At 64.0% G+C, this 16359-nt stretch carries 15 protein-coding genes; 3 read left to right on the forward strand and 12 right to left on the reverse strand.

Annotated elements, in window-relative coordinates; genetic code table 11:
• Nucleotides 1-12 precede the first annotated feature (12 nt).
• On the reverse strand, nucleotides 13-939 hold the full coding sequence (ubiA, locus tag AT984_RS19070) for a 4-hydroxybenzoate octaprenyltransferase (RefSeq protein ID WP_058721457.1): 927 nt from the start codon (nucleotides 937-939) through the stop codon (nucleotides 13-15).
• Between the two features lie 181 nt (nucleotides 940-1120).
• Here ubiA and AT984_RS19075 point away from each other — a divergent pair, with 181 nt between their 5' ends.
• Complete coding sequence (locus AT984_RS19075) at nucleotides 1121-1516, forward strand: DUF1801 domain-containing protein (RefSeq protein ID WP_058721458.1); 396 nt, start codon at nucleotides 1121-1123, stop codon at nucleotides 1514-1516.
• A gap of 5 nt (nucleotides 1517-1521) precedes the next feature.
• Here AT984_RS19075 and AT984_RS19080 read toward each other — a convergent pair whose 3' ends face one another.
• The 6 genes from AT984_RS19080 to AT984_RS19105 all read right to left on the reverse strand — a co-directional run bounded on the left by AT984_RS19080 (nucleotide 1522) and on the right by AT984_RS19105 (nucleotide 7490).
• Nucleotides 1522-2658 carry a GGDEF domain-containing protein gene (locus tag AT984_RS19080; RefSeq protein ID WP_058721459.1) on the reverse strand — a complete coding sequence of 379 codons (1137 nt, stop codon included), beginning with the start codon at nucleotides 2656-2658 and terminating at the stop codon, nucleotides 1522-1524.
• A gap of 29 nt (nucleotides 2659-2687) precedes the next feature.
• Nucleotides 2688-3602, reverse strand: a complete 915-nt coding sequence (locus tag AT984_RS19085; RefSeq protein WP_231741798.1) for a branched-chain amino acid ABC transporter permease — start codon at nucleotides 3600-3602, stop codon at nucleotides 2688-2690.
• A 125-nt stretch (nucleotides 3603-3727) separates the two neighbouring features.
• Entirely contained in the window at nucleotides 3728-4615 is an 888-nt protein-coding gene (locus tag AT984_RS19090; protein WP_058721460.1) for a branched-chain amino acid ABC transporter permease, read from the reverse strand.
• Nucleotides 4616-4763: 148 nt separating this feature from the next.
• A complete protein-coding gene (locus AT984_RS19095) occupies nucleotides 4764-5969 on the reverse strand; it encodes an ABC transporter substrate-binding protein (protein WP_058722467.1) in 1206 nt (401 codons plus the stop codon).
• Between the two features lie 40 nt (nucleotides 5970-6009).
• Nucleotides 6010-6720, reverse strand: coding sequence for an ABC transporter ATP-binding protein (locus AT984_RS19100; RefSeq protein WP_058721461.1), 711 nt, complete (start codon nucleotides 6718-6720; stop codon nucleotides 6010-6012).
• Entirely contained in the window at nucleotides 6720-7490 is a 771-nt protein-coding gene (locus tag AT984_RS19105) for an ABC transporter ATP-binding protein (protein ID WP_058721462.1), read from the reverse strand. Before AT984_RS19105 ends, AT984_RS19100 begins: the two co-directional genes overlap by 1 nt.
• A 196-nt stretch (nucleotides 7491-7686) precedes the next feature.
• On the opposite strand from AT984_RS19105, the gene AT984_RS19110 reads away from it, so the two are divergent.
• On the forward strand, nucleotides 7687-8655 hold the full coding sequence (locus AT984_RS19110; protein ID WP_058721463.1) for an MBL fold metallo-hydrolase: 969 nt from the start codon (nucleotides 7687-7689) through the stop codon (nucleotides 8653-8655).
• Nucleotides 8656-8751: 96 nt separating this feature from the next.
• Here AT984_RS19110 and AT984_RS19115 read toward each other — a convergent pair whose 3' ends face one another.
• The 5 genes from AT984_RS19115 to AT984_RS19135 form a co-directional block, all read right to left on the reverse strand.
• Entirely contained in the window at nucleotides 8752-9357 is a 606-nt protein-coding gene (locus AT984_RS19115; protein WP_058721464.1) for a PEP-CTERM sorting domain-containing protein, read from the reverse strand.
• Nucleotides 9358-9624: 267 nt separating this feature from the next.
• Complete coding sequence (locus tag AT984_RS19120) at nucleotides 9625-10104, reverse strand: methyltransferase family protein (protein ID WP_058721465.1); 480 nt, start codon at nucleotides 10102-10104, stop codon at nucleotides 9625-9627.
• A gap of 8 nt (nucleotides 10105-10112) precedes the next feature.
• Nucleotides 10113-11741, reverse strand: a complete 1629-nt coding sequence (locus AT984_RS19125) for a peptide chain release factor 3 (RefSeq protein WP_058721466.1) — start codon at nucleotides 11739-11741, stop codon at nucleotides 10113-10115.
• Nucleotides 11742-11852: 111 nt separating this feature from the next.
• Entirely contained in the window at nucleotides 11853-13826 is a 1974-nt protein-coding gene (locus tag AT984_RS19130) for an alkyl/aryl-sulfatase (RefSeq protein ID WP_231741466.1), read from the reverse strand.
• A 22-nt stretch (nucleotides 13827-13848) separates the two neighbouring features.
• Complete coding sequence (locus tag AT984_RS19135; RefSeq protein ID WP_058721467.1) at nucleotides 13849-14469, reverse strand: AraC family transcriptional regulator; 621 nt, start codon at nucleotides 14467-14469, stop codon at nucleotides 13849-13851.
• 57 nt (nucleotides 14470-14526) lie between these two features.
• Between AT984_RS19135 and AT984_RS19140 the strand changes: the two genes are divergently transcribed.
• Nucleotides 14527-16356, forward strand: a complete 1830-nt coding sequence (locus tag AT984_RS19140) for an OPT/YSL family transporter (protein ID WP_058721468.1) — start codon at nucleotides 14527-14529, stop codon at nucleotides 16354-16356.
• Nucleotides 16357-16359 lie beyond the last annotated feature (3 nt).

Here is a 16359-nt window from a genome sequence, read left to right on the forward strand (position 1 = left end):
GCGTGCGGGCGCTTAGCCGCGCAGCGCCAAGTCCAGCACCGTGCCGGCAAACACCGCCAGGCCCAGCCAGTGGTTTTCGCGGAAGGCCTTGAAGCAGCCCTCGCGGCTGCGATCCTTGATCAGGGTGTAGTGCCAGACCACTTGGGCCGCCGCCACCGCGATGCCCAGCAGGAAGTAGCGGCCTAGGCCGAGGCGCAGGCCCAAGGCCGTCCAGGCGCCGAGGTAGATGGCGTAGAAGGCCATCACACCGATCACGTCAAAGCGGCCCAGCGTCAAGGCCGAGGTCTTGATGCCGATGCGGATATCGTCATCCCGGTCCACCATCGCGTATTCGGTGTCGTAGGCCAGCACCCAGAACAAATTGGCCAGCAGCAGGCCCCAGGCCGAGAGCGGCACGGCGGCTTGAACCGCGGCCCAGCTCCACTCACTGCCGCCCAAGGCAGCCGAGAAGGCCATCGGAATGCCGAAGCTGAAGGCCACACCTAAAACCGCCTGCGGCATATTGACCACCCGCTTGGCATAGGGGTAGAGCAGGGTTACCGCCAGCGCGGCGAAGCTGAGCAAGATCGTCGGCGCATTGGTGCTGAGCACCAGGCCGAAGGACAGCAGCGCCAAACCGGCGCCTAGCAGCAAGGCTTCCTTGACGCCCAGCGCGCCGCTGGTGACGGGACGGTTGGCGGTGCGTTTGACATGCTTGTCGAACTCGCGATCCGCCACATCGTTGACGCAGCAGCCGGCCGAGCGCATCAGCACCGTGCCCAGGGTGAACACCAGCAGCAAATGCCAGCCCGGCCAGCCGTCCGCCGCGATCCACAAAGCGGCCAGGGTGGGCCACAAGAGCAGCAACCAACCGGCAGGGCGATCCCAGCGGATCAGCTGCAGGTAGAGGCTCAGGCGGGTGGGCGGGGTAGAAGGCGAGGGAGAAGAAGCAGTGCTCATGGGCGTGATTGTCGCGCCCGGATTTCGTGCTTCAGCCACTCCCGCACCCGGTGTTGGAAATTGCCCTCGTCACCCTGATGCCTAAGCGGGCACGGAAGTGAAAAAGGCTGCGGGCATACCCCTGCGCCGGGGCGGCTGGCCGCTCCTATCATGGGGCACATCCATCTCGGGAGCGGCCCTCATGTTTACCGAACGCGTCAACAGTCTTCTGGCCGAAATTCGTCAGCATGACGATGCTCGCTATCAGCTCGTCAAGGCTTTGCGCGAGATGGTGCTGGGTCTGGGCAAGGGCTTGAGCGAGGAGTTCAAGTTCGGCGGCATTCACTTCAGCGCCGGCCAACCGGCCCAGGTGTTCTGCGGCCTGACCTCATGCGCCAAGCATGTGGAGCTGGACTTCGACCACGGCGCGGCGCTGGCCGATCCCTTTGGGCACCTTGAGGGCACAGGCCCGCAGCGCCGCCATATCAAGCTGGCCAGCCTGGATGAGGTGGCCGACAAACATGTGCTGGACTACCTCAAGCTGGCGCTGCAAGAGGCCAGCACCAAGCATCACAAGCCCTTCAAAAAACACCACTGAATGAATCAGCTGGGTCGGCGCGCCAACTCCACCCGGTTGCGCCCGCCTTGCTTGGCGCGGTAGAGCGCTTGGTCGGCGTCGCTGATCAGCTCGCTGGCCAGCACGGCCGCGTCGATACCCGCGTTATCGTTGTTCAGCATGGCCAGGCCGATGCTGGCCGTGACCGACAAGACCTGCGACTGCCCGCTGGTGCCACCGGCAGCCACAAAACGCTGCTGGGCCAGGCTGGCGCGGATGCGCTCGGCGATCTCGCGCGCAAAGGGCTCGGCGGTTTGCGGCAGCAGCAGCACGAACTCCTCGCCGCCGTAGCGGGCGATGGTGTCACCAGCGCGCAGCTGGCCTTGCACCAAATGACCCACGCCGCGCAGCACCTCGTCGCCGACCGGGTGACCATGGCTGTCATTGATGCTCTTGAAGTGATCCAGGTCGAAGAACAAGCAGGCCAAGGGATGACGGTAGCGCCGCGCCTGGGCGATCTCGATCAAGCAGCGGTGTTCGAAATAGCGCCGGTTGTGCACGCCGGTCAGCACATCGGTCAGGCCGGTCAGCTTGAGCCGCTCCTGGTTGATGGCGCTTTCCAGGCACACCGCCACGATCAGGCTCAGGCGCTCCAGCAATTGGGTGCCGGTGGCGGGGTCGTAACGCTGCGGATCCACGCTGCCGAAATGCAGGCCGCCGATCAACTGGCCATGGCGGGCCAGCGGCAGCAGCGCCACCGAGCCCAAGCCCGCTGAGGCCGCCTCACCACCCAGCAAAGCGGCGTGTGTGGCGGGGTCGAAACGGCCCAGCAGCGGCTTGCTGTGCGGGCCGTAAAGCGCTTGCAGTTGAAGGGCCGAGGGCAGCAGTTGCAGACCCGGCAGGGTTTCGTTGAGGTGTTCGCGGCTGCCGGCGTTGGCCTGCAGCAGGCGGCTGATCTCGCGTTCGCTATCGACCAGAACCAGGCTGACCCGGTCGATGGCAAAGGCCTGGGCATACGCTTGGAGCAGCAAGCTCAGCAGGGCTTGCAAAGATTCGGCGGCGATCAGCTGATGCTCCAGCCGCTCGAAGCGCCGCATCTTGTCTTCGTTGCGGCGGGCTTCCTGCAACAGGGCTTGCAGTTGTTCCCTGAGGGCTTGGTTCTCGGCCTGGAGCTCGCTTTGCATGCGAGGCATTATGCACAGGGCGGCGGCTTTTAGTGGCCGCGCATCTTGTCCCACAAGGCTTGGGCCTCACCCACCACGCCGCGGCGGAAGGCCAGCACGCAGATGATGAAGATCAGGCCTGTGACCAAGCTCACAGACTCACCCAGGCCGTTGAACCAGGCCACGCCGGTCATGTCGGCCAGGGCCTTGCCGAGATCTCCGATCTTGTTCTCCAGCGCGATGATGATCAGCGCGCCCACCATCGGGCCCACCAGGGTGCCCATGCCGCCCACCAAGGTCATCAAGATGACCAGGCCGGAGGTGGTCCAGAGCGCATCGGTCAGGGTGGCAAAGCCCAGCACCAGGGTCTTGGTGGCACCGGCCAAGCCGGCCAGGCTGGCCGAGAGCACAAAGGCCAGCAACTTGAACTTGTCGACGTCATAGCCCAGCGAGGTGGCGCGGGCCTCGTTCTCGCGGATCGAGGTCAGCACCTGGCCGAAGGGCGAATGCACGGTGCGATAGATCAACCAGAAGGCGGCGATGAAGATCGCCAGCACGACGTAGTACAGCGTGAGATCGTGTTCCAGATTCAGGCCGAAGAAGCTGCCGCGCGGCACCGACTGCAGGCCGTCCTCGCCCCCGGTGAAGGGCGCTTGCAGGAAGACGAAATAGAGCATCTGGCTCAGCGCCAGCGTGATCATCGAGAAATAGATGCCGGTGCGGCGGATGGCCAGCAAGCCGAACAGCAGGCCCACGCCGCCGGCGGCTAGAGCGCCGAACAACAAGCCCGCAGGCGCGGGCAGGCCCCACACCTTGAGCGCATGGCCGGTGGCGTAGGCCGCGGTGCCCAGAAAGGCGGCGTGGCCAAAACTCAGCAAGCCGGTGAAGCCGATCAGCAAATTGAAGGCGCAGGCAAACAGGGCGAAGCACAGCACCTTCATCACGAAGATGGGGTAGACGCCCATGGCCGGCAGCAGGGCGATGGCTAGGAACAGGGCGCCGTAGCCCAGCAAAGGGTTGTGCTCTTTGCGGGCGCTGCTGGGCGGCTGCTTGGCGGCTGTTGCTGCGGTGGTGGTGCTAGCGGATGTGCTCATTTCTCTTTTCCAAACAAACCGGCGGGACGCACCAGCAGCACGATGGCCATCACGACGAACACCACGGTGCTCGACGCTTCGGGATAGAACACCTTGGTCAAACCTTCCACCACCCCCAGGCCCAGGCCGGTGATGACGGAGCCGAGGATGGAACCCATGCCGCCGATCACCACCACCGCGAACACCACGATAATGAGGTTGGAACCCATCAGCGCCGAGACCTGCAGAATCGGCGCGGCCAGCACGCCGGCAAAAGCCGCCAGGGCCACGCCGCCGGCGTAGGTGAGGGTGATCATGCGCGGCACATTGATGCCGAAGGCCTGCACCAGCTTCGGGTTCTCGGTACCGGCGCGCAAGGTGGCGCCCAGCGAGGTCTTCTCAATCAAAGCCCACACGCCCAGACAGACGGTGATGGAAGCCACCACCACCCAAGCCCGGTAGTTGGGCAGAATCATGAAGCCCAGATTGGTGGCGCCCTGCAAAGCCTCGGGTACCGAATATTGCTGGCCGGACACACCGTAGAAGGAGCGGAACACGCCCTCCATCACCAGGGTGATGCCGAAGGTCAGCAGCAGGCCGTAGATGTGGTCCAGCTTGTAGAGCCACTGCAGCAGCAAGCGCTCGATCAGGATGCCCAGCACCCCCACCACCAGCGGCGCCAGCAGCAGCATGGCCCAGTAGTTGATGCCCAGATACTCCAGCCCCATCCAGGCCAGAAAAGCGCCCATCATGTAGAGCGCGCCGTGGGCGAAGTTGATGATGTTGAGCATGCCGAAGATCACGGCCAAGCCCAGCGACAACATGGCGTAGAAAGAGCCGTTGACCAGGCCCAGCAAAAGCTGGCCGAGCAAGGCGGGCAGGGGGATTCCGAAGAAGTCAGTCATGGGCGAGGCTGGGTTGGCGTGATGGCTTCAGTGCGCTTGATGCGGTGCAGGCGGCTCGTGCGGCTCATGCAACTCGTGAGCTGCCCCCGGCGCGGTGCCGGCGGGCAGCGCGCAGTGGGCGCGCACCCACCGCACTGCGCTCAGGGCTTTAGCGTTTCACCAGCGGGCACTTGCTGTCCGCCAGTTTGGTGAAGGCTTCTTCGCCGGGGATGCGGGTCACGACCTTGAAGTAGTCCCAAGGCTCGACGGACTCCTTCTGCGACTTCACCTGCAGCAAGAACATATCGTGGATGCCGCGGCCGTCTTCCTTGCGGATCGTGCCCTTGGTGTAGAAGTCGTTGATCGGTGTGTCCTTCATCTTGGCCAGCACCTTGTCGGCGTCGTCGGTCTTGAGCGTGTCCACCGCCTTCAGGTAATGCATGGCGGCGGAGTAGTCGGCCGCTTGCAGCGAGGAGGGCATGCGCTTCATCTTCTCGAAGAAGCGGCGGCTCCAGGCGCGCGCCTCGGGGCTTTGGTTCCAGTACCAGCTGTCGGTCAGGTACATGCCCTCGGTGGTCTTCAAGCCGAGCGAGTGGATGTCGTTGATGAACATCAGCAGGCCGGCCAGCTTCATGCTCTTGGTGACGCCGAACTCATTGGCCGCCTTGATGGCGTTGATGGTGTCGCCGCCGGCATTGGCCAGGCCCAGGATTTGCGCGCCGCTGCCTTGCGCTTGCAGCAAGAAGGAGCTGAAGTCGCTGGCGTTGAGCGGATGCTTGACGGTGCCCACCACCTTGCCACCCGAGGCGGCCACTACCTTGGCGGTGTCGGCCTGCAGGGCTTGGCCGAAGGCGTAGTCGGCCTGCAGGAAGTACCAGCTTTTGCCACCGCCCTTGGTGACGGCCGCGCCCGTGCCATTGGCCAGGGCCACGGTGTCATAGGCATAGTGGATGGTGTAGGGCGTGCACTTGTCATTGGTCAGCGCCGAGCTGCCGGCGCCGATCGAAATGAAGGGGCGCTTTTTCTCCGCGGCCACCGTGGCCATGGCCAGGTTGGCGCCGGAGTTGGTGCCGCCGATCAGCAGGTCCAGGCCCTGGGTGTCGATCCACTCGCGGGCCTTGGAGGCGGCCACATCGGCCTTGTTCTGGTGGTCGGCAAAGATCAGTTCGATCTTCTTGCCGGCGGCCACGCCCTTCATATCGGCAATGGCCAGCTTGAGGGCTTCGACGCCACCGGCGCCGTCGATGTCGGCGTAGACGCTGGACATATCGGTGATGAAGCCGATCTTGACCACATCGCCGGAGACCTGGGCCTGTGCCAAGCCACCGCAGGCGGCCAGGCTGGCGATTGCAACTTGCTTGAGAACTTGGTTCATTGGGGTCATCTCCTTGGGTTTACTTATTGCCAACTCGTCATCAAACACTCAGCAGCACATCGAGCACGGCCTGCTTGGCCGCCAGCTCAGAAGCCGGGAAGGACTCCACCACCTCGCCATGCTCCACCACCATGAAGTGGTCGGCCAGCGGTGCGGCGAAGCGGAAGTTCTGCTCCACCATCACGATGGTGAAGCCCTGGGATTTCAGCGTTGTGATCATGCGCGCCAGGGCTTGCACGATGACGGGCGCCAGGCCTTCGGAAATCTCATCCAGCAAGAGGATGTCCGCGCCGGTGCGCAGGATGCGCGCCACGGCCAGCATCTGCTGCTCGCCGCCCGACAAGCGGGTGCCCGGGCTGTTCTTGCGCTCGGCCAGATTGGGGAACATGGCGTAGATGTCCGCCTCGCTCATCGGCTTGGCGCGCTGGTTCTTCAGCAGCGGCGGCAGGCGCAGGTTTTCCTCGGTGGTCAGCGAGGCGAAGATGCCGCGCTCCTCCGGGCAGTAGCCCAGGCCCAGGTGGGTGATGTGGTGGGTGGGCATGTCGATGGTTTCCACCCCATGCACGCGGATGCTGCCCTTGCGCCGCCCGGTCAGGCCCATGATGGCGCGCAAGGTGGTCGTGCGGCCAGCGCCGTTGCGGCCCAGCAAGGTCAAGACCTGACCCTTTTTGACGCGCAGATTGATGCCGTGCAGGATGTGGCTCTCGCCGTACCAGGCGTGCAGGTCCTTGATTTCCAACGCGACTGACATCAGTGGGCTCCCTGCAACTCAGCGGCTTCGCTGCCCATATAGGCCTCCAGCACGGCGGGGTGCTTGGACACGGTGGCGTAGTCGCCTTCGGCCAGCACGGCGCCGCGCGCCAGCACGGTGATGCGGTCGGCGATGCGCGACACCACCTTCATATTGTGTTCAACCATCAAGACGGTGCGGCCTTCGGCCACCCGCTTGATCAACTCGGTGACCTTGTCCACATCCTCGTGGCCCATGCCTTGGGTGGGCTCATCCAACAGCATCAGCGTGGGCTCCATGGCCATGGTGGTGGCGATCTCCAGCGCGCGCTTGCGGCCATAGGGCAAATCGCCCGCTTTCAGGTGGGCGGCGTCGCGCAGGTCCACCAGTTCCAGCAAGGCCAGCACGCGGGCGTCCAACTGCTTCAGGCCGGTCAGGCCCTTCCAGAAGTGAAAGCTGGTGCCGGTGAAGCGCTGCAGGCCGATGCGCACGTTCTCCAGCACCGTGAGGTGGGGGAAGACGGCGGAGATCTGGAAGCTGCGGATCACGCCGCGCCGGGCGATCTCGGCCGACTTCTCACCAGTGATGTCGATGCCGTTGAAGATGATGGTGCCGCGCGTCGGCTCCAAGAACTTGGTCAGCAAATTGAAGCAGGTGGTTTTGCCCGCGCCATTGGGGCCCAGCAAAGCGTGGATATGACCGCGCTGAACCTGCAGGTTCACCTTGTCCACGGCCGTGAAGCCTTTGAACTCTTTGGTCAGATTCTTGGTTTCAAGAATGAGTTCGCTCATCAGAGGTATTGCACCGAGTGAGGGCACGGAAAAATTGAGTTCCCCAATGTAGGGCCGAAATATGGCGGCAGACACAGGAAGAACCTTTACGTAGATTTGTCCTAGGGTTAACACGGGGAGTGCCGATGCGGCAGCCCCGAGCAGGGCTTTTGCCCCCGCGCTATGCTGGGTGCCCCCCATTTGGAAGGACATCGTGATGCCCAAGTTTGCTCAACTCGGACTGGCCATAACGCTTTTGTTAGGCGGTATAAATACCGAAGTCATGGCCGCCGCGCCGCAGGTCAAAACCCAGGCGCCGGGCTTCTACCGCATGATGCTGGGTGACTTTGAGATCACCGCCCTGAATGACGGCACGCGCGATCTGCCGGTGGACAAGCTGCTCAAGGAACGCCAACCCGGCCAGGTGCTGCGCGCCCTGCAGCATGCTTATCTGGGCCTGCCGCTGGAGACTTCCTTCAACGGCTTTCTGATCAATACCGGCGCCAAACTGGTGCTGGTCGACAGCGGCGGTGGCAGCAATCTAGGCCCCACCTTGGGGCGTTTGATCACGAACCTGAAGGCAGCCGGCTACCAGCCCGAGCAGGTGGACGAGGTCTACATCACCCATTTGCACTCTGATCACATCAGCGGCGTGCTCAGCGAGGGCAAGGCCGCCTTCCCGAACGCCACGCTGCGCATGGATCAGCGTGAAGCCGATTTCTGGCTCAGCGAAGAGAACGCGGCCAAAGTGGCGGAGGGCGCGCGTGGCACCTTCACCAACGCCCGGGCGGCCGTTAAGCCGTATCAGGAGGCGGGGCGCTTCAAGCCCTTCGAGGGGGACGCCAAGACCGGCGTCGAGCTGGTGCCCGGCATCCGCGCGCTGTCCACCTACGGGCACACCCCGGGTCACAGCGTCTACTTGGTGGAGAGCAAGGGCCAGAAGCTGGCCGTCTGGGGTGACCTGATGCATGTGGCGGCAGTCCAGTTGCCCGACCCCACGGTGACCATCAGCTTCGACAGCGATGCCAGCCTGGCTCAGCCCCAGCGCGAAAAGGCCATGGCCGATGCGGCCGAAAAAGGTTATTACGTGGCCCTGGCCCATTCCTCGTTCCCGGGCATCGGGCGGCTGCGGCCCGACGGCAAGGGCTATGTCTGGCTGCCGCCCAACTATTCCAGCAAGCCCTGAGCGCGCGTCTTTTCAGCAGCAATGCAAAAAGCCAGCACACCGTGCTGGCTTTTCTGATTTGACCACATTGCAGCGCCCAAGCTGGGCGCTGTGTTATCAGGCGCTCTTGCGGCGGCGGGCCACAAAGCCCACGGCGGCCAAACCGGCCAACATCAGGGCATAGCTCTCTGGCTCAGGCACGGCGGTGGTCAGGCTGACCTTGTCGAGCGAGGTGCCCAGCGCGTCGTTGGTACCGGTGGCACGGAAGCCGATCACGGTGCTGGCGCTGCTGGCGATAAAGCTGGTGCTGAAATCGGCCCACTTGCTGCTGTTCAGGGTCGGAGCGGCGTTCCAAGTCTTGCCACCGTCAACCGTCCAGTCCAGGCCATTGGTGGCGGCGACTGTGCCTTCACGATTGGCGAAGCTGAAGCTGAAGTTGTAGCTGCTGCCGACGCTGGTGCCGACGGTCTGGAACATGCCGCTGTTGGAATAGCTGTCCAGTTCTACAAAATTCTTGCCATCAAGGGCCGAACCAACGATGTTGTTGCGCACCTCAATGCCAGCGCCCGTGCCGGTCCAGCCATTGATATTGGCGAAGACGTTCCACTTGCCATTGGCGATGACGCTGTCTTCAAAGCTGCCATTCACCAGCAGATTAGGCTGGGCAGCCAGGGTGATGGCGGGGGCGGCGATCAGGGCAAGAGCGGTAACCAGAGATTTCATTTTTGCTTTCACTTCAACTGCAAAGGTGCTGTTTCAACACGATGTCGCTATTGTTCCCAGCACTTCAGATCCTCGCATCCCCGTGGCCCAAGGGGGTGTGCGCTCTGCGTGTGATATGTGTCACGTTTGTGGCGCCGGTTTGACAAAACTTTGTTGTGACGCAACTGATCCGGCGTGAGCCAGGACCCGCCGGGCCGCCGGGAAGGTGGCAAGGCGAGCAAAAGGAGCGCCGTCTGGCGCCCGTCTGGTGTCAGGTCTTGCCGGGCCTCACAGCCAGCGTCGCACCCGGCGCATATAGGCCACGAAGGGCTCGCCGAACTTGGCTTGCAGGGCCGCTTCTTCGGGGCGAATCTGAAACCGCACCATATAGGCCACATAGACCGGAATCAGCAGGGCCGCTGCCGCATTGCCCAAACCGATGACCCAGGCCGCCAAGCCCAGGCCGAAGCCCAGATACATGGGGTTGCGGGTGAAGCGGTAGATGCCGCTGCTGACCACGGCCGAGCTGTGCTCGGGCCGCGTCGGGTCCACCGTGGTGCCATGCTGGCGAAAGGCGCGCACACCCGCCAGCGCGATGGCCGCTGCCAGCACCGCCAGCCCCAGGGCGAACCAGCGCTGGCCGGCAAAGCGCAGGTTCAGTGCCGGCCACTGCCAGGCCAAGAGCCAAGCGAGCGTGGCCAAAGCCAGCACCAGCAGCAGAGGCGGCAGCTTGGTTTCCAAGCGCTGCAGCACGCTGCTGAGCGGCATGGTTGGGATCAGCCTTCCAGGCGCTTCTGGAACACCAAGCCAGCGTGCTCGCGCAGGGCGTGGAACTTGATCTTGGGCCAGTTGGCCTCGATGGCGCGCAGCTCGGGCGCGTACTCCACCAGCACGGTGGGCGCGTCCACCGCGTCGTAAGCCATGCGGTGGTCGTTGGCGTCGATGAAGCGTTTGAGCTCTTTCTCGTCATCGCAGGTCACCCAGCGAGCCACCTGGAAGCGGCTGCCGCTGATGCGGGCCTTGCAGCCGTATTCATGCTCCAGGCGGTGCGCCACCACTTCAAACTGCAGCTGACCGACGGCGCCCAGCAAGAGCACGCTGCCGGCGATGGGGCGGAAGACCTGGATCGCGCCTTCTTCGCCCAGCTGTTGCAGGCCGGCCTTGAGTTGCTTGGTCTTGAGCGGGTCGGCCACTTCTACGCTGCGGAACATTTCCGGCGCGAAGAAGGGCAGGCCGGTGAACTGCAGGGCCTCGCCTTCGGTGATGGTGTCGCCCAGCTGCAGCACGCCGTGGTTGGGGATACCGATGATGTCGCCGCCAAAGGCCTCGTCCAGCAGCTCGCGGCGCTGGCTCAAGAAGCTCACCACCGTGTTGGGGCGTAACTCTTTGCCTGAGCGCACCACCTTCAGCCGCATGCCGCGCTCGAAGTGGCCCGAGGCCACGCGCAAGAAGGCGATGCGGTCGCGGTGCGAGGGGTCCATATTGGCCTGGATCTTGAACACCACGCCGGTGAACTTCGATTCCTCGGGCTTGACCACGCGCTGCATGGCGGCGCGGTCGCCCGGCGCCGGCGCCAGCTCGACCAGGGCGTCCAGAATTTCTTGCACGCCGAAGTTGTTGACGGCGGAGCCGAAGAACATCGGCGTTTGCTTGCCGACCAGGAACTCCTCGTGATTGAACTCGGCGGCGGCATCGCGCACCAGTTCGATCTCGCCTTCAGCCTGCTCGTACTGCATGCCAAAGCGCTCGGCATAAGCCGGGTTGTTGAGGCCGCTGAGGATCTCGTCGTCACCGCCCACGCGGTCTTCACCGGGCGAGAACACCCGCATTTGCTCGCGACGCAAGTCCATCACGCCGTGGAAATGCTTGCCCATGCCGACCGGCCATGTGAAGGGCACAACGGTCATGCCCAGCTCGCGTTCGATCTCATCCATCAGGGCCAGCGGGTCTTGCACCTCGCGGTCCATCTTGTTGACGAAGGTCAGGATGGGCGTGTTGCGGGCGCGGCAAACCTGCAGCAGGCGGCGGGTCTGTGGCTCCACACCGTTGGCTGCGTCAATCACCATCAGCGCCGCGTCCACCGCGGTCAGCACGCGGTAGGTGTCTTCGGAGAAGTCTTGGTGGCCGGGGGTGTCGAGCAGGTTGATCACGCAGTCGCGGTATTCCATCTGCATGACGGAAGACGCCACCGAAATGCCGCGCTGCTTTTCAATCTCCATCCAGTCGGACGTCGCGTGGCGCGAGGCCTTGCGCGCCTTCACCGAGCCGGCGATCTGGATCGCGCCCGAGAACAGCAGCAGCTTTTCCGTCAGCGTGGTCTTACCCGCATCCGGGTGAGAAATGATGGCGAAGGTGCGGCGACGCTTGACTTCGGTTTCAATGCGGGAGGGTAGATCGGCGGACATGGGGCAGGCGGGCGTGATGGCCCCAGGGCCCACGCGCAGATTCGAAGATAAGAGCGGGATTATCGCAGTGGCGGTCCCGCTGCGCGCCCCGCCCCTTTTCTCTGCGCCAGCTCAGCGGGTGACGATGGGGAAGACGCCCTTGGATTTGTCGATCAGGCTGAAGAATCGGCCCAGGTCCAGGGTGCTGCCGCTGATCTTGGTTTGATCGGACAGCAACAGATCTTTGGCGCCGGCCGAGCCCGTCATCATGCGCAGGAAGAAAGGCTTGCTGAGCGTCAGCGTGGCATTGGCATCGCTGGCGGGTGGGGCCTGTTTGTGGTGCAGCACCGAGTTGTCCAGCTGCAGCACATAGCTTTCCTGAATGTCTGAGAACACCAGATTGATCTTGAGCTGTAGCCCCTCGGCCTTGCCCGCATTGATGCCTGCGGCCATCGCCTCCAAAAAACGCTCGATGGGCGTGTGCTCCAACATGTCCATCAGCATGGCGGTGCTGGTACCTTTTTCGGGTGGGCCTTGCCGCAACTCCAGCGCGCCGGTGAGGTAGAAGTTGCGCCAGGGCGCGGACTCCGCCGCATAGCCCAGCTGCTCAAAAGTGCGGGCCAGCAACTCGGCCGCAGCCTTGTCCTTGGGCTGGCTGTAGACCAGGTGTTTCAGCAGCTCGGCGGCCCAGCGGAAGTCGCCCGCATCAAAGGCTTTCTGTGCCGCACTCAGGGCCTTGTCCGGGCCACCGGCCAAGCTCACATAGCGCTGGGCCAGCTCCTGCGCGGGCAAGGCATCCAGATTGGACGGGTGGGCGTCAAACCAGCCCATATAGAACTGGTAGACGGCCCGCGCGTTATGCCGCACCGTGCCGTAATAACCGCGCACATTCAGATGGTCTTGCAGGGCTTTGGGTAGCTGCAAGGTCTCGGCGATCTCGGCCCCGTTCAGGCCGGCATTGATGCCGTGCACCGTCTGGTCGTGGATGAATTTGTAGACATCGCGCTGCTTGGTGATGAAGTCGCGAATCTTCGCCTCGCCCCAGACCGGCCAGTGATGCTGGTTGAACACCACTTCGGCGCCCTGGACCTGGGCCAGCGAGCGGTCCAGATAGGCCGCCCACTTGAGCGCGTCCCGCACCTTGGCCCCCCGCAAGGTGTAGAGGTTGTGCAAGGTGTGGCTCATCAGCTCAGCGCCACCAAAAGCCTTCAGGTCCGGCAGTGAGAAGGTGAACTCCGAAGGTGCCTCGCTGCTGGGCACGTTGTGAAAGACGAAGCGCACGCCGTCCAGCACCAGCTCTTCGTCGGCTTTCTCGACCAGGCGGTTGGGCGTCAGAATGCCCAGCTGCCCATAGGCCACGGCCTTGCCCAGGCCGTCGTCCACCAGGCCGGTGGCAGAGCGCGGCAGGCGGCTGCCGTACATATACATGGAGCGCCGCGCCATGGCGCTGCCCACCATCAGGTTCTCGCTGGTGGCTTCTTCCATGAAACCGGCCGGGGCGACGATGGGCACGGCGCGGGCCTTGGCGTCTTCGGCCGAGAGCACGCCCAGCGCGCCGCCGAAGTGGTCGGCATGGCTGTGGGTGAAGACCAGGGCCGAGACCGGCTTATTGCCCAGATGCTGGCGTGCAAAGGCCATGGCCGCTGCGGCGGTTTCGCGCGAGGTCAGGCTATCCACCACGATCCAGCCCGTCTTGCCCTCGATCAGGGTGATATTGGCCAGATCAAAGCCGCGCAGCTGCCAGATCCCTTCGCTGACCTTGAACAGGCCGATCTGATTGTTCAGCAAGGCCTGGCGCCACAAGCTGGGGTTGACGGTGGCAGGGGCGGCACCTTGCACAAAGGCGAAGGCCTCGTAGTCCCAGATCACCTCGCCCGCGGCATTCTTGACCTGACCCTTGGGCGCGGCAATGAAGCCGCGTTTGGCATCGGCGAACGTGGCCGGGTCAGACAGGTCTGCCGCCTTGGCCGTGGCCGCATGGGCTTGCTGGACCTGGGTAGAGACTTCGGCCTTGGCCGTGGCTTCCGGTGGCTTGGGCTGGCACGCGGCCAGGCTGAGCGCCATCAAGGCGAGAGAGAGCTTGGGGCGGTGCGTGCATGAACTCAAGGCTTGTCTCCTCCGTTTGTATTCAGTTTTTGGGTGTCAGAAAGGCTTGCACAGTCTTGATCAGCCGCGCCACATACTCGTCCTTCTCGCCCGCCGGCGCCACATCGTGCAAGGCCTCGCGGGTGGCCGCCTCACCGGCCTTGCTGAGCATGACCCAGGTGGCCAAGTATTGCGCTGCCAGGCCGCCGCTGGCGGTGGCGATGGGGCCGTGGGCGTGGAAGGCTTCGTCCAGCACGCGGGCGCCGGCCTCGATGAGCCAGGGCTTGCTGCCCGCGTCGGTGCAGGCCGCCTGATCACCCAACAGGCCCAGGCGGGCCATCAGCAAGCTGCCCGAGCCTTGCGCGCCGATCAGCTGGCGCAGGGGGTCCAGCTGCAGCCGGTCCAGCAGGGCGGAGTTCTGCGCAAGCGAGCGCGTGTAGAGCCCCGCGCCGAACAGCACCACCTCGGCCTCGTTGGCCCATTCCAGCGGGCGCTGCAATTGCACGGTGACGCCGTTCATCGAGCTGACGCTGTGGCCTGGCCCGCACAGCTCGGCATGCAAGCCCAGCGGTCGCAGCCGATTCAGCAGGCCCAGGGCAATGAAGCTGTCCAGCTCATTGAAGCCGTCAAAGCTGAGAATGGCGATGCGGGTGGAAGCACTCATGGGGCGGCGCTGCGCAGAGGACTACAGTGCGCGCCATCCTAGTCAAAGTTGACCCCCATGTCTCTCACTTCAAATTTCACCCAGGGCGCAGCCTTGGACACGCGCCGCTGGGCCTGGCTGCCGCCGGTCGGCTCGGCCGCTTACTACCTCTTGCTCGGTGTGGTGGGCATGCTCATCCTCGGGCCGCTGGGTGGCATCACTGCTGCCTTCATGAACTTCTCCATCGGCTTCTTCGTCGGTGGCCAGGTGCTGGCCGGCATTCTGGGTTCGGTGGTCACCTTTGGCTACGGCACGGAAGGCAAGCACGGCGCCAACTACATCCAGACGACGGCCGCCTCGGTAGCCGGCATGATGGCCATGAGCACCTTGGTGCAAGCCATGGTCTGGATGGGCATGCCGGCGGTGCCGACCTGGCAGTTGGTCACTTACATGCTTTGCATCGGCATGATGGCCGCGGGCATCGGCATGCTCTACACGCCCATCTTGGTTGAGCGCATGCAGCTGACCTTTCCCTCCGGCCTGGCTGTGGCCAATATCTTGCGCGCCTTGACCGACCCGGTGCTGCTCAAGCAATCGGTGACGCGCCTGTTCGGTGGCATGGCGGCAGGTGCCGTTGGCGGCATCGCAGCGGCCAAGATGGCGGTGTTGGGGGTGATTGAGTTATCGACCTCCACCTTTGGCGCCGGCCTGATCGTGGGCGCGCGGGTGGGCATTCCGGCCATCCTCGGTGGCCTGGTGTTCTGGTCTCTGGCGCCCTATTTCATCAGCATCGGTTGGTTGAAAGAGGGTGAGCCCTTCCGCAAGATCGCCTTTCTGATCGCGCTGGGCATGATTCTGGGCGCCGCCATCGTGGACCTGACGCTGATCATGTTCCGCGCTGTCAAGCGCCTGCGCAGCACGCCCGCCAGTGCGGCGGCGCAGGTGCCGGCCGAGCAGGTCGGCCAGGGCATTGGCCCGCGTGCCAGCATGCCGCGCCTGCTGCTGTGGGTGGGCTGCTGGACCGTGGCCACCATCGTGGCCGGCATGAGCTTCTTCAATGAACCGCTGGGCTATATGTTGCTGGCCGTGGGCTTGGTCTATGTGTTTGCCATCGTCAACGGCATCTCGCTGGGCCTGACCGACCAGAACCCGATTTCCTCTGCCTTTGTGGTGACGGTGCTGATCCTGGCCGGCATTGGCCTCAAAGACCCGATGCTGGGCCTGATGGCGGCCATGGTGGTGTTCGTTTCCAGCAGTGTGGCCGGCGATATGCAGCAAGACCGCTCCACCGGCTGGCGCCTGGGCTCCAACCGCACGGTGCAGTTCCGTTTCCAGGTGGCGGGCTTGTTGCTGGGCGCGATTCTGGCGGTGGCGATTGCCCAGCTTTTCATGACCGCCTACCCGGTGCTCAAGCTGGACCAAACGGTGATGAGCGAGAGCGAAGCGCCGGCGCAATGGACCTCGGCCATGACCTTCAAATTCGTCGGCGTGCTGCGCAGCCTGACCGAGCCCAAGGCTTTTCAGACCACCGCCATCCTGATCGGTCTGGGCATCGGCTTCGTCACCGAATTGCTGCGCAAGCTGATCAAGGCGAACTCTGCTTATCAGCGCTTCGTCAAGGCCGGCCGCAAGGGCTTTGCCGTTGACTTCTGCGTGGACGTGCTGCTCTTGCCTAGCCCCTACGCCTCCTCATTCGGCGGCTTTGTGAACCTGCCTACCTCAGCCTGGTTTGCGGCCGGCGGGGCCATTTCCAGCTTGATCAACACCCTCAAGCCCAAGCGCAAGGCCGGCGAGCAAGATCTGCCGGACGATATGAGCAGCACCTCCCTGGTCGGCGGCGGCCTGATCGCCGGTGACGCACTCGCCGCATTGGGCCTGGGCCTGGCGGGCTTGGCGGCGGTGCTTTGAGCG

This window comes from Paucibacter sp. KCTC 42545 (genome assembly GCF_001477625.1).
Classification (GTDB): domain Bacteria; phylum Pseudomonadota; class Gammaproteobacteria; order Burkholderiales; family Burkholderiaceae_C; genus Paucibacter_A.